Annotated in this window: 11 protein-coding genes; 7 read left to right on the forward strand and 4 right to left on the reverse strand. The window is 69.5% G+C overall.

Translation table 11 applies throughout. The annotated features are described in order from the left end of the window. The first annotated feature begins 80 nt into the window (after nt 1-80). Entirely contained in the window at nt 81-1331 is a 1251-nt protein-coding gene (locus tag PV734_RS43940; protein WP_319294855.1) for a GNAT family N-acetyltransferase, read from the forward strand. Between the two features lie 31 nt (nt 1332-1362). Here PV734_RS43940 and PV734_RS43945 read toward each other — a convergent pair whose 3' ends face one another. Both PV734_RS43945 and PV734_RS43950 read right to left on the reverse strand, forming a co-directional pair. Next, on the reverse strand, nt 1363-2172 hold the full coding sequence (locus PV734_RS43945) for an Fpg/Nei family DNA glycosylase (protein WP_319089995.1): 810 nt from the start codon (nt 2170-2172) through the stop codon (nt 1363-1365). A gap of 158 nt (nt 2173-2330) precedes the next feature. After that, nucleotides 2331-2816 carry a ribose-5-phosphate isomerase gene (locus PV734_RS43950; protein WP_319089996.1) on the reverse strand — a complete coding sequence of 162 codons (486 nt, stop codon included), beginning with the start codon at nt 2814-2816 and terminating at the stop codon, nt 2331-2333. Between the two features lie 212 nt (nt 2817-3028). Between PV734_RS43950 and PV734_RS43955 the strand changes: the two genes are divergently transcribed. Then, nucleotides 3029-4483: an amino acid permease gene (locus PV734_RS43955; RefSeq protein WP_319089997.1), complete on the forward strand. Its 1455-nt coding sequence runs from the start codon at nt 3029-3031 to the stop codon at nt 4481-4483. A gap of 111 nt (nt 4484-4594) precedes the next feature. Here PV734_RS43955 and PV734_RS43960 read toward each other — a convergent pair whose 3' ends face one another. Further along, on the reverse strand, nt 4595-6478 hold the full coding sequence (locus tag PV734_RS43960; protein WP_415924377.1) for a protein kinase domain-containing protein: 1884 nt from the start codon (nt 6476-6478) through the stop codon (nt 4595-4597). A gap of 230 nt (nt 6479-6708) precedes the next feature. Between PV734_RS43960 and PV734_RS43965 the strand changes: the two genes are divergently transcribed. Next, nucleotides 6709-7431, forward strand: a complete 723-nt coding sequence (locus PV734_RS43965) for a hypothetical protein (protein ID WP_319090670.1) — start codon at nt 6709-6711, stop codon at nt 7429-7431. Nucleotides 7432-7570: 139 nt separating this feature from the next. On the opposite strand, the gene PV734_RS43970 is transcribed toward PV734_RS43965, so the two are convergent. Then, a complete protein-coding gene (locus tag PV734_RS43970) occupies nt 7571-8149 on the reverse strand; it encodes a biotin transporter BioY (RefSeq protein WP_319089999.1) in 579 nt (192 codons plus the stop codon). A 506-nt stretch (nt 8150-8655) separates the two neighbouring features. On the opposite strand from PV734_RS43970, the gene PV734_RS43975 reads away from it, so the two are divergent. The 4 genes from PV734_RS43975 to PV734_RS43990 all read left to right on the forward strand — a co-directional run bounded on the left by PV734_RS43975 (nt 8656) and on the right by PV734_RS43990 (nt 12853). Then, the gene (locus PV734_RS43975) at nt 8656-9858 is read left to right on the forward strand and encodes an ROK family transcriptional regulator (RefSeq protein WP_319294857.1); all 1203 of its coding nucleotides are present in this window, start codon (nt 8656-8658) and stop codon (nt 9856-9858) included. 318 nt (nt 9859-10176) lie between these two features. Further along, nucleotides 10177-11244 carry an ABC transporter substrate-binding protein gene (locus PV734_RS43980; RefSeq protein ID WP_319090001.1) on the forward strand — a complete coding sequence of 356 codons (1068 nt, stop codon included), beginning with the start codon at nt 10177-10179 and terminating at the stop codon, nt 11242-11244. 5 nt (nt 11245-11249) lie between these two features. Beyond that, entirely contained in the window at nt 11250-12158 is a 909-nt protein-coding gene (locus tag PV734_RS43985; RefSeq protein ID WP_319090002.1) for an ABC transporter permease, read from the forward strand. Next, nucleotides 12134-12853: an ABC transporter ATP-binding protein gene (locus PV734_RS43990; protein ID WP_319090003.1), complete on the forward strand. Its 720-nt coding sequence runs from the start codon at nt 12134-12136 to the stop codon at nt 12851-12853. The genes PV734_RS43985 and PV734_RS43990 overlap by 25 nt, the downstream gene beginning before the upstream one ends. Nucleotides 12854-12910: the final 57 nt, after the last annotated feature.

A 12910-nucleotide genomic window follows, 5' to 3' on the forward strand; every position in this document is an offset into this window, starting at 1 on the left:
GAAACCCACCGAGGGCCGGTCCGAGGCCCCGAGGGGAAAATTCCCTCGCTCGTCCCGCATCGCCCTGGTACTCATGGTCCATGACGACCTCCAGGACCTCCGGCACGACCGACCTGCGGGTACTGTGGCCCGAAGACTGGGATCAGTGGTACGACAACCTGATCCGTGCCTTCGGTGGGGTGCCGGAGTCCGCCGAGGAACGGGAGTTGTGGAGATCACTCACCGAGTACGACCGCTCTGTCGGTGCCTGGGACGGTGACACGTGTGTGGGCAGTGCGGGTGCCTTCACTTTCCGGGTAACCGTACCGGGTGGTGCGTCCGTGCGGGCCGCGGGCGTCACGATGGTCGGCGTGGCCGGCACGCACCGTAGGCGCGGGGTGCTGACGTCGATGATGCGGCGGCAGCTGGACGACGTACGGAGCTGGGGCGAGCCGCTGGCCGTGCTCACGGCGTCCGAGCCCGCCATCTACGGGCGGTTCGGGTACGGGGCCGCCACCCACTCGCTGACCTTCGAGATCGACACGACGCGGGTACGCCTGGAGGCGCCGGCCGGCGCCGATGACGTACGGCTGCGGTACGCCGTACCGACCGAGGCCCTCGACGTCTGCGAGGCGGTGTACGCGCGGCGGGTGCCGGAGCGGCCCGGGATGCTGGCGCGGATGCCCGGCTGGGAGCGGGTCATGGTGCTCGACCCGGAGAGCGAGCGGGACGGCGCGTCGCCGTTGCAGTGCGTGGTCGCCGAGCGGGGCACGGAGGTTGTGGGGTTCGCGCGGTTCCGGATCAAGCCCGACTGGGACGTCACCGGTTCCAACAGCGCGGTCGTCGTCGAAGACGTGGAGGCGCTCGACGCCGCTGCCCAGGGCGCGCTGTGGCGGTTCCTGTTCGACATCGACCTGACGTCGAAGATCGTCTCGCGTGGGCGGCCGGTCGAGGAGCCGTGGCATCACATGGTGACGGACATCCGGCGGTGCGCGCTGCGCAGACGGGACGCGCTGTACGTACGACTGGTGGACGTGGGGGCCGCGTTGGAGGCCCGGACGTATCAGACGCCCGTGGATGTCGTGCTCGATGTCGAGGACGCGTTCTGTCCGTGGAACTCCGGGCGGTGGCGGCTGACGGGCGACACCAAGGGAGCCGTGTGCCGGCGTACGGAGGATGCGGCTGATCTCGCCTTGTCCGTACGGGAGTTGGGGGCCGCGTATCTGGGCGGGGTGCCGTTGGCCGGGCTGGCGGCTGCCGGGCGGGTGCGGGAGCTTCGGCAGGGTGCGTTGGCCGAGGCCTCGGTGGCGTTCGGGTCGGCGGTGGAGCCCTGGTTGTCCCACGGGTTCTGACTCCCGCGTCCCGGCGTCCGGTTGGGTGTTTTCAGCCTCGCTGGCAGGTGGGGCACCAGAAGAGGTTGCGGGCGGCGAGGTCGGCGGTGCGGATCTCGCCGCCGCAGAGGTGGCAGGGCAGGTTGGCCCTGCGGTAGACGTAGACCTCGCCGCCGTGGTCGTCGACGCGCGGCGGGCGGCCCATCGCCTCCGGGGTGTGTTCCGGGCGGACGGTGTCGATGCGGTTGTTGCGTACGCCCTCGCGCATGAGGGCGACCAGGTCCTTCCAGAGGGCGTCCCACTCGGCCGGTGTGATGTCCCTGCCGGGGCGGTACGGGTCGATGCCGTGCCGGAACAGGACCTCGGCCCGGTAGACGTTCCCCACGCCCGCGATGAGCTTCTGGTCCATGAGCAGGGCGGCGATGGTCGTCCGACTGCGGCTGACGCGGGTGTACGCGGCCTGGTGGTCGGCGTCCGGGCGGAGAGGGTCGGGGCCCAGGCGGTCGTGTATCGCCTGCTTCTCGGTGTCCGTGATGAGCGCGCAGGTGGTGGGACCTCGGAGGTCCACGTACGAGGTGCTGTTGGCGAGGCGCAGGCGGACGGTGTCCGTGGGCGGCGGGGCGGGGGCGTCGCCGAAGTCGACCTTGCCGAAGAGGCCGAGGTGGATGTGGACCCAGTCGGCTTCACGGAAGCGGAGGAAGAGGTGTTTGCCGTGGGCGTCGGCGGTGGTGAGGGGGGCGCCGGTGAGGAGGGCTGCCGCGTCGGTGAACTTGCCCTGCGGGCTGCTTACGGTGGCGGGTCTTCCTGCGAAGTGGGCGGCGTAGTCCTGGGCCAGGCGGTGGATCGTGTGCCCTTCCGGCACGCGCGGCTTCCTTTCGTGGTTTTTTGCCCACCCGCCCGCCCGTCTCGGTCTGTCGAGTAGGCGCCGTCGTTCTGGGGGCTGTGCCCCCAGACCCCCCGTCGGCCTGGACGGCCTCGTCCTCAAACGCCGGACGGGCTGAGAGGGGGCGGGGCCGGACCCTAGCTCTGCGGGTGGTGGGGCGGGATCTCCGGGAGTTCGCCCGTCGTCTCGTACGCCGTCAGCATGTCGATGCGGCGGATGTGGCGGGTGTCCTCCGAGAACGGCGTCGCCAGGAAGGTCTCCACGAACTTCGTCGCCTCGTCCTGCGTGTGCATGCGGGAGCCCACCGCGACCACGTTGGCGTTGTTGTGCTGGCGGCCCAGCGACGCGGTCTCCTCGCTCCAGGCCAGCGCCGCGCGCACGCCCTTCACCTTGTTCGCCGCGATCTGCTCGCCGTTGCCGGAGCCGCCGATCACGATGCCGAGGGCGTCGGGGTCCGCCGCCGTGCGCTCCGCGGCGCGGAGGCAGAAGGGCGGGTAGTCGTCGACGGCGTCATAGATGTGGGGGCCGCAGTCCACGGGGTCGTGGCCGGCCTCCCTGAGCCACTCGACGAGGTGGTTCTTGAGTTCGAAGCCCGCATGGTCGGAGCCGAGATACACGCGCATGGTCCGAGTGTGACATGTCTGTTTCGGGGAAGCAGCGCCGGGGGCTGATCTCGAAATCCTATGGCAATCCTGCGAAACCTCAAGAAAACCTCAAGTAACGATTTGGATTCAAAGGTACAAGAATCTCTACGCCTCCGATTCACTGGACCGAATGTTTACGCCGTCCCCACCGGCGCGCTAACCCCGTTCACCCGGCGCAAAGGAATTCCCCCATGACCTCGCAGCCGCCCTCCGGTCTTCAGGCCGGGCTCAAGAACCGACATCTCTCGATGATCGCCATCGGCGGTGTCATCGGCGCCGGACTCTTCGTCGGGTCCAGCTCCGGTATCCGTACCGCCGGGCCGGGCATCCTTCTCTCCTACGCTCTCGTCGGCACGCTCGTCGTGCTGGTGATGCGGATGCTCGGTGAGATGTCCGCCGCCAATCCGACCTCCGGCTCGTTCTCCGCGCACGCTGACCGGGCGCTCGGGCGCTGGGCCGGGTTCTCCATCGGCTGGCTGTACTGGTTCTTCTGGGTCGTCGTGCTCGCCGTCGAGGCGACCGCCGGAGCCACGATCCTCGAAGGGTGGATTCCCGCCGTACCGCAGTGGGCCTGGGCGCTCATCGTGATGATGGTGCTGACCGCGACCAACCTCGTCTCGGTCGGTTCCTACGGCGAGTTCGAGTTCTGGTTCGCCGGTATCAAGGTCGTCGCCATCAGCGCCTTCGTCGTCATCGGAGCCCTCGCCGTGTTCGGCGTGCTGCCCGGGGTCGACAGCGACAAGGCCGGGATCGGCAATCTGACCGACCACGGTGGGTTCCTGCCCAACGGGCCCGGAGCCATCCTCACCGGCGTGCTGCTCGTCGTCTTCTCCTTCATGGGGAGCGAGATCGCCACGCTGGCCGCCGGTGAGTCCGAGGACCCGCAGCGGGCCGTCACCAAGTCCACCAACAGCATCATCTGGCGTGTCGGCGTCTTCTATCTCGGGTCGATCTTCGTCGTCGTCACCCTGCTGCCCTGGAACGATCCCTCGATCAAGGAGAAGGGCTCGTACGTCGCCGCCCTCGACTCCCTGGGTATCGCCCACGCCGGTCAGATCATGAACTTCATCGTGCTGACCTCGGTGCTGTCCTGCCTCAACTCCGGCCTCTACACGGCCTCCCGCATGGCGTTCTCGCTCGGGCAGCGAGGTGACGCGCCCAAGGCGTTCGCTCGGACCACGTCCCGTGGTGTGCCGCTCGCGGCGATCGTCGCCTCTGTGGTCTTCGGCTTCGTCGCCGTCTTCTTCAACTACCGGTTCCCCGACTCGGTCTTCCTCTTCCTCGTCAACTCCTCCGGCGCCGTCGCCCTGTTCGTCTGGCTGGTCATCTGCTTCTCGCAGCTGCGCATGCGGAAGATCATCGAGCGTGAGTCCCCCGAGAAGCTCGTCGTGCGGATGTGGCTGTACCCGTATCTGACCTGGGCGACCGCCGCCCTCATCGTGTTCGTCCTCGGCTACATGCTCACCGACACCGAGCACGACGGCCGCGAGACCGTACTGCTCTCGCTGCTGGTCGCGGCCGTTGTGCTCGTCATCGCCGTCGTCCGGCAGAAGACCGGGCGCGGATCCGTGGTCGTCGACGGTGGCCGGGACACGAGCGTCGTCGATGACGGCGACGATGCCGAGGACGTCGTCAAGGTCGGCTAGCCAGGCCGACCAGGCAGGCAGACCGGGCAGGCAGACCAGTCAGGTCAGCCGGTCCGGTCGGCTGGTTCCGCGGTGGTCTCGCGGTGGTCTCGCGTTGGGTGAAGGGGTCGTTCACAGCACTGTGAACGACCCCTTCACCCGTTCGTACGTCCGTACCGCCTGATCCTCGATCTCCGGGTGGTACCAGGTGCTGATCTGGTAGGACTTCCCCTCCACGTCGAAGCCGAGCAGCCTGGCGTGCCAGGGGGTGCCGTCCAGGGTGAAGGTGTACTCCCAGACCACGGCCGGGTGATCCTGGTACGTCGTCTCCCCCAGGCTGATCTTCGTGTAGTCCTGGCCCTGGCGGGCGTTGCGTTCCGACTGCTCCCAGGTGGCCAGCAACTCGCCGCGTGCCAGGGAGGACTTGGCGAGGAGTTCCTGCCGGCCGTCGGGGGACGTGTAGTGCACCTCGGCGCCCGTCTTCACGTCCCGACGCCAGCCCCTGGGCGGCGCCCACGCGTAGCCGCCCGCCTCCTCGTGCGCGCCGGGCGGCAGGCTGCGCGGGCGGGAGGTGCCCTCGACGGTGGGCTCGGGAGAGGTCTCGGGGGAGGTCCGGGTGGGGGTGGCGGGCTGCGAGGTCGGCGGCGGAGGCGAGGGTGAGCGTGCGGACGACGACCCGGGAGTCGCTGTGTTCTTGTCGTCGGGTGAGCCTGCCGTCGCCGCCAGGACCAAGCCCACCACCGCCCCCACGGTGACCACCCCCGCGGCCAGCATCCCCAGACGGCGGCGACCGTGGGACTGCGGGGGGTGCGGGGGCTGTTCCGCCGGTCGTTTCTCCGTCAACGCCTGCGCCTGTGCTTGGGCCCGCGACTGTGTCGCCGTCACCGTCTGCGTCTTGGCTCGGATCAGTGGGACCCCGGCGCTGCGCGTGGGGATCGCCGAACCGGCCTCGGACCGTATCTCGGAGGGGACTTCGGTGGAGGCGTTGGACGCCTCGGGGGGCGGGGTTCCCAGGACCGGGGTGGCGATCGTACGCGCGACGGGTATCGCGTCCATCGGCGACGCGGGCTCGGGTTCCCGCCACTCCCGCTCCCCTTCCCGCTCCGGTTCCTGTTCCTCCGGTGACTGTTCCCAGGGCTCTCGCACGGCCCGTACGAGGGAGGCGTCCAGGTATGCGGGGGTCGGCGCATCCGCGGGCGCCCGTACGGGAGTTGGGGGCTCTGCCGATGACCGCGTCTCCGGTGTCTCCGGTTCCTCGGGAGGTTCCGGGAACGCCACCGGCCTCAGTGCCCGCTCAACGTCCTCCAGTGCGGGCCTGGCCGACGGTTCCTTCTCCAGGAGGGCGGCCAGGATGTCGTGCAACGGGCCTGCTGCGGCGGGGAGTTCGGGGTCCTCGTACAGGACCGCGTGCAGGGTCGCCAGGGTGGTTTCGCGGGAGAACGGGGAGCGGCCTCCCAGCGCCGCGCAGAGTGTCGCGCCGAGGGACCACACGTCGGACGGCGGGCCCTGGTACTGGCCCGACACCCGCTCCGGTGCCATGTAGTCGGGGGATCCCACGAGCATCCCGACCATGGTGAGGGCCTTCGCGTCCTGGATGGCGGCGATGCCGAAGTCGGTGAGGACGACCCGGCCCTCGCGTCGTTCCACGATGACGTTGCCCGGTTTGATGTCGCGGTGCAGTACGCCCCCGGCATGCACCTGGCGCAGCGCCGAGACCAGGCTGAGGCCGAGGCGAGCCGTGTCACCCGGGCCCAACGGGCCGTCCGCGACCAGCAGTTGTTCGAGGGAGCGGCCGTCGACCAGTTCCATGACGATCCACAGCCGCTCACCCTCGTCCACGACGTCGTACACCCGCACGACGTTCGGGTGGTCGATCCGGGCCGCCGCCCTGGCCTCGCGGAGCGTGCGTTCGCGACGGGTACGGGTGTCCTCCGCGTCGAGTCCGTCGATGCGCATTTCCTTGACCGCGACCGGCCTGTCGAGCATTTCGTCGACGGCCCGCCACACCCGCCCCATTCCCCCCTGACCGATACTTTCGACCAGCCGATATCGGCCCGTCACCACCAGCCCCGGAACTCCGCCGCCCATATTCCCCGGCAATCCCCTGCACCCCCTCAACGCACGCCCCACCAGAACCACAATGGTCACACTTCGTGCCGTACCAGCATAGTGGCGAGAAATCTTGTGGTACCTCTTCATGGACCGCGAATTCAGGCGCGGTCCAGGGGGATCCAAGGGGGACGAACATGAGTTCTGGTCGCACGACGGTCATCACGGGATCGCTGCTCACGGCATCTTTCTCGGCCGTGATGATCCTTTCCTTCGCCGCCGGCGCGGATGACCAGGGGCCCGGAAGCAGCAAGGGGGGAAAGGCCGTTGACGCGGCGCCGACAGGCGTCAGGTTGACCACACAGTTGCCGGAAAGTATCTCGGTCGACAACAGTTCGAAAGAAACGGCGCTCACCGCCACCGTGAAGAACGAGGGGAGCAAGGAAAGCGGTGACATCAGGCTTTTGGTCGTGGGATTCGACGGCCTGACGGTCAAGAACGTTCAGGGCTGTTCGGAAATCGCCGAAGGAGATCTACCGGAGGGATCGAACAGCGGTTTCAGTTGCGCCGTCGGAAATCTCGCGGCCGGCAAGTCGAAGTCGTACGACGTCGACGCGACGTTCGATCTGGGCAAGACCGGCAAGATCTGTCTGCCCGTCCAGACCGCCGACGGGTCGAAGACGTTCTGGCAGCAGGGCCCGGTCCCGTTCGGCACGACCAACCCCTCGCCGAACGCCCCGGCCACGCCGTTGCTGCTCGGCACCGACAACAAGCCGGTGGCGCCCGGCGGCGACGAACTGCCGAGGACCGGCCCCGCACGCGAGCTGCTTCCGCTCGGCGCGGTGGGCGCGGCGCTGCTGTCCGCCGGGGCGGCGGGCATGTGGTGGTCGCAGCGGCGGCCTCAGCAACCGCAGGGCTGATCGTCGGGCTCTGACCCGTGAACGGGTCGAGCGGCTGGAACGGGTGAGGGGAGGGAGCGCGGAGTCCGCGCTCCCTCCCCTCACCAACTCCCGGATTTTATCCCGGAATCCTTCGGAATCGCTCGGACTGTCTATCGGATCAGTCCTTGTCGACGAGCTTCCAGGCCGTCGGCAGGATGCCCATCGCCAGGGCCGCCTTCAGGGCGTCGCCGATCAGGAACGGTGTGAGGCCGGCGGCGATCGCCGCGCTCATGCTCATGTCGGCGGCCAGCGCGAGGTACGGGACGCCGATCGCGTAGATGATCGCCTCGCCGAGGAGCATCGCGCCCGCCATGCGCGGCATCGAGCGGTCCGCGCCACGGCGGGCCAGCGCGCCCACGGCGGCGGACGCGAGCATCATGCCGAGGATGTAGCCGAAGGACACCGAGGTGCCCGAGCCGCCCTCCGCGAACCACGGCACGCCGGCCAGACCGGCCAGGGCGTAGACGACGAGGGCGGCGAGGCCGCGGCCGGCGCCGAGCGCGGTGCCGACCAGCAGCGCGGCGAAGGTCTGCCCGGTCACCGGTACCGGCGAGCCGGGCACGGGGACGGCGATCTGGGCGGCGATCCCGGTGAGCGCGGCACCGCCGAGCACGAGCGCGGCGTCCCGGACGCGGGAGGCGGGGAGCAGGTCGGCGAGGACCTGGCCGGGGCGGGCGGGGGCGACGGCGGTTGCCATGGGGACTCCGCGAGGATGTGGGCGGCAAGGGACATCGCGACGCTATCCCAGCGTCCTCGGGCCGATCACCGTCAGCGCTCGACAAAGGGGGCGGCGACGGCTTGGTGGGCTCCCGACAAACGGTGGTTGTTACACCCGGTACGGCGTGATGCCCGTCACGGTGGTGAGGTGGCATGGGCTACGGAGGCACGGAGGGGGCCCTCTGTAGGTTTCCACCAAACGGGCCGCCGCGTGGAGACGGCGCCGGACGGGTGCCGTCTCGCCCGTCGGTCGCCGTCTGGGCAGGGGCGGGCCGTTTTGCTAGCTTCGGGTTCATGGTCGCCCAGTCCCGGTACTTCTCGTCGCGTCGCTATGTCGACCTGCGACGCGTGGGCACGGCCACCTGTCGCCGCCCCGGGTGAGGCGGCTCCGGCGCGTCTCGCTCCACAGGACTCCCGAGCCTTCACGGCTCCCCAAGCCCTCATGAGTCGGCGCAGTGTCGGACCCGTTCCCCGAGGATGATCGCCATGCCCCGTGCCTCGGCACCCACCCTTAGCTCTCCTTCCCACCTCTCGTCGCGGGTGCCTCGTGCCGCCGATTCCGATCGGCGCAGGACGAGCGCGAGTGTCGTCCTGCGGTCCGTGCTGGAGCACGGGCCCGTGGCGCGCAGCACCATCGCCCGGCTGACCGGGCTGTCGCCGGCGTCGGTGACGGACTACTGCGCGCGGTTCACGGAACTCGGTCTGATCCGCGAGGAGGCAGCGCCCCGGCGGTCGAACGGGGTGGGGCGCCCGCACGTCCCCGTCGTCCTGGACGCCTCGCGGTTCGTGGTCGCCGGGGTGCATGTGGCCGTGCCGTACACGACGGTGGCGCTGCTGGATCTGCGCGGCCGGGTGGTCGCCCGGCGTGAGCTGAAGCACGAGCACACCGATCCGGGGTGGGTGCTGGCACGCGCAGCGGACGGGCTGAGGGCGCTGTTGGACGACCTGCCCGGCTGCCGGGCCCTCGGTGTCGGCGTGGCGGTGGGCGGCTGGGTGGACCGGGAGTCCGGGACCGTCGTCGAGCACCCCATGCTGGGCTGGCGGGACGTGGCGGTGCGGGAGCTGCTCGGTGCCCGCACCGGGCTGCCGGTCCATGTGGACGGACACGCGCGGGCGTTGGTCAACGCTGAACGGCTGTTCGGGCCGGCGCGGGGCAGCGGAAGCGTGCTGCATCTGTTCGTCGGCAACATGGTCGACGCGGCGTTCGCGACCAACGACGAGGTGCACCACGGGCCGCGCTCCCGGGCCGGCGACATCGCCCATCTGCCGGTGCCGGGCGGTACGGAGGCCTGCGAGTGCGGGCGTACGGGCTGCCTGCAGGCCGAGTTGAGCGAGCGGACGCTGTGCCGACGGGGCTGGGAGGCGGGCATCGGCAACGGCACGAACCCCATGCATGTGGTCGCTGCGGCGGCCGAGGGTGATCCGGTCGCCGTAGGGCTGCTGGTGCGGCGGGCGGGTGCCGTGGGGCGGGCCGCGCGACTGCTGCTCGACGTGCTGAATCCGGAGGCGGTGGTCGTGACCGAGGTCGGGATCATCCACCGCGAGGACTGCCTCGCCGCGCTGCGCGAAGGGGTCGGCGCCGACCGCGCGGCCTCTGTCGTGCCGACGAGTTTCCCGGATTCGGTGCTCGCGGTGGCCGGCGGTTCGGTCGCGCTCGATGTGCTGTACCGGGATCCACTCGCCGCTTGACCTCAGGCTATTTAATTCAGAAACTCCGAATGTTGACAGGGACCACGGATGACCTGGAACATCTTCCTCATGAGCCCTTTCGTGAGCTGTCGCACCCTCTGTTGCTGACACGTCGCCACTGTTGCTGACACGTTGCCACGTGTGAAGCGCTCATTTCTTCCGAGCTTCGCGCTTTCCGCGCCCGCTGTTCCAGCTGTGCCCGCTGCTCTCGCCGGCCCGCTGCGTGCTCTGCCCTTTTGCGTGAATTCTGTTTCCGTGGCCCTGTCGTGCCCTGAATTCCGCATGCGTTCCAGCCTTCCGAACTCACGGAGTCCTCCCATGCCTTCTTCTCCCGTGCCGGGTGTCGACCGACGGCTCTTCCTCACGTCCCTGTTCGGCGCCGCCGCCGGCATCGCCGGGTTGAGCGGCTGCGCCAACAGCAGTGCCGCCGCCGACAGCAAGGGCGCCTCGACCGCCGCGCTCGCCGACAGGGTCCCGTCCGGTACGAGCCTGAAGATCTCCTCGTATTCGGGTACCCAGCAACTCCAGTTCAAGCTGGGCAAATTGGGGGAGCTGCCTTTCAAGGTGTCGAGTTGGGAGAACATCTCCGCCGGTCCCGATGTCATCAACGCCTTCCGCTCGGGTTCCCTCGACCTCGCCAACAACGCGGGAATTCCACCGATCCAGGCGCACTTCCAGGGTTTCGACGCGAAGATCGTCGCGATCAACATCACCCGTAAGCCGAACTATCTCTTCGCGACCAAGCCCGGCAGCGACATTCGTACGGTCGCGGACTTCAAGGGCAGGAAACTCGCCTTCTCTCAGGGGCAGGCCCAAGGCGTCGTCCTTCTGCGGGCGTTGGAGAAGGCGGGGCTCGCGTACGACGACGTGAAGCTCGTCCCGCTGACCAGCAACCAGTTCTTCACCGCCCTGCAGTCGGGCCAGGTGGACATCGCGCCGCTGGCCATCGCCCAGGCGCCCGCGTATTTCCAGCAGTACGGAGGCAAGGGTGCCCGCAGCATCGACACGGACGTGGTCGACCTGCTCAGCGTGCTGTGGGCGCCGGTATCCGTGCTGAACGACCCCGCGAAGTCCGCCGCCGTCGCCGCGTACATCCCGTACTGGGCCAAGGGCCTGGTGTGGGCGTACGAGAACCCCGACAGCTGGAACGAGGAGTTCTACGTCAAGACGCAGAACCTGACCCTCCCGCAGGCCCAGGCGATCACCAAGCTCGCCAACAAGCCTCTGTTCCCGCCGAGTTGGGCCGAGGCCGTCAAGTGGGAACAGGAGACCGCCGATCTGCTCGCCCAGGGAGGCTTCGTGAAGAAGTTCGACGTGAGCTCGCTCTTCGACCACCGCTTCGAGGGCATCGCGGCGAAGTCCGTGGCCGCGGAGTACCGGAGGTGACCGCCGTGACCACCAGCGCCTCCACCGCGGCCGATGCCGCCCCGCCCGAGGCCAACGCGTCCACGTCATCCGTATCGTCCGCCACGACGGCTACGGCCGCCACATCCGTCGAGGAGGCCGGCGGCCAGGTTCGCAGGCGCCGCCGGCTCTCCCCCGGCAAGCGGCTGCCCGGCGCTCCGCTCATCGGCCCGGCCCTCGTCATCGCCCTGTGGGCCGGTGCCTCCGCCGCCGGACAGCTCGACCCGGCCGCGATCCCGGCGCCCTGGACCGTGCTCAGGACCGGTGGACGGCTGTGGACCGACGGGACCCTGCCGTCCGACATCCTGACCTCCCTGCGTCGGGCCGCCTCCGGCTTCGCGATCGGGCTGGTCGGCGGCGTCCTTCTCGCCCTGGCCGCCGGTCTCAGCCGGGTCGGCGAGGCGCTGATCGACGGGACGGTCCAGCTCAACCGGGCGATCCCGGCCCTCGGGCTGATCCCGCTGTTCATCCTCTGGCTGGGCATCGGCGAGACGTTCAAGATCGCGATCATCGCCATCGTCGTCTACATCCCGATCTACCTCAACACCCATGCCGCGCTGTCCGGTATTGACAGCCGCTTCGTCGAACTCGCCGAGGTGCAGGGCCTGTCGAGGTTCCAGTTCGTGCGGCAGATCGTCGTTCCCGGTGCGCTGCCCGGATTCTTCGTGGGACTCCGGCTCGGCGTCACCGGCTCCTGGCTCGGCCTGGTCGTCCTGGAGCAGATCAACGCCACCAGCGGACTCGGCTACATGATGTTCCAGGCCCAGAACTACGGCCAGAGCGACGTCATCCTCGTCGGCCTGGTCATCTACGGCATCTTCGGCCTGGCCTCCGACAGCGCGGTCCGTCTCATCGAACGGAGGGTGCTGTCATGGCGACGCACACTGAGCAACTGACGACCCGGTCCGCCGTCCGACTCCGGGGCCTCACACGGTCGTTCGGCGGGCGCAAGGTCCTCGACGGTATCGACCTCGACATCCCGGCCGGTCAGTTCACGGCCCTGCTCGGACACAGCGGCTCCGGCAAGAGCACGCTGCTGCGGGCGGTCGCCGGCCTCGATCACGAGGTCGAGGGCAGCGGTCAACTCACCGCACCCGAGCGGGTGTCGGTGGTCTTCCAGGACTCGCGGCTGCTGCCCTGGCGCCGGGTGCTGGACAACGTACTGCTTGGAACGGACGGCAAAGAGGCGGCGACGAAGGGCCGGGAGGCCCTCGCGGAGGTGGGGCTGAAAGGCCGCGAACGCGCCTGGCCCAGCGAGTTGTCCGGCGGGGAGGCGCAGCGTGCGGCGCTGGCCCGGTCGTTGGTCCGGGAGCCCGAACTGCTCCTCGCCGACGAGCCGTTCGGCGCGCTGGACGCGCTCACGCGGATCAGGATGCACGGTCTGCTGCGGGAGCTGTGGGAGCGGCACCGGCCGTCCGTTCTCCTCGTCACGCACGACGTGGACGAGGCGGTCGCTCTCGCCGAGCGGGTGCTGGTGCTGGAGGAGGGGCGGATCGGGCTCGACCTGGAGATCGACCGGGAGGCGGCGGCGCGTGGTGAGTACCGGGGGTTGTTGCTCGGGGCGCTGGGTGTGACGGAGGACGTCCGGTGAACGTCCGTCGGCGTGACCGTCTGCTGGGGGCTGCCACCCCCAGGCCCCCGCTTCGGC

The sequence above is a fragment of the Streptomyces sp. AK08-02 genome, from assembly GCF_033795085.1.
In the GTDB taxonomy this organism is placed as follows: domain Bacteria; phylum Actinomycetota; class Actinomycetes; order Streptomycetales; family Streptomycetaceae; genus Streptomyces; species Streptomyces echiniscabiei.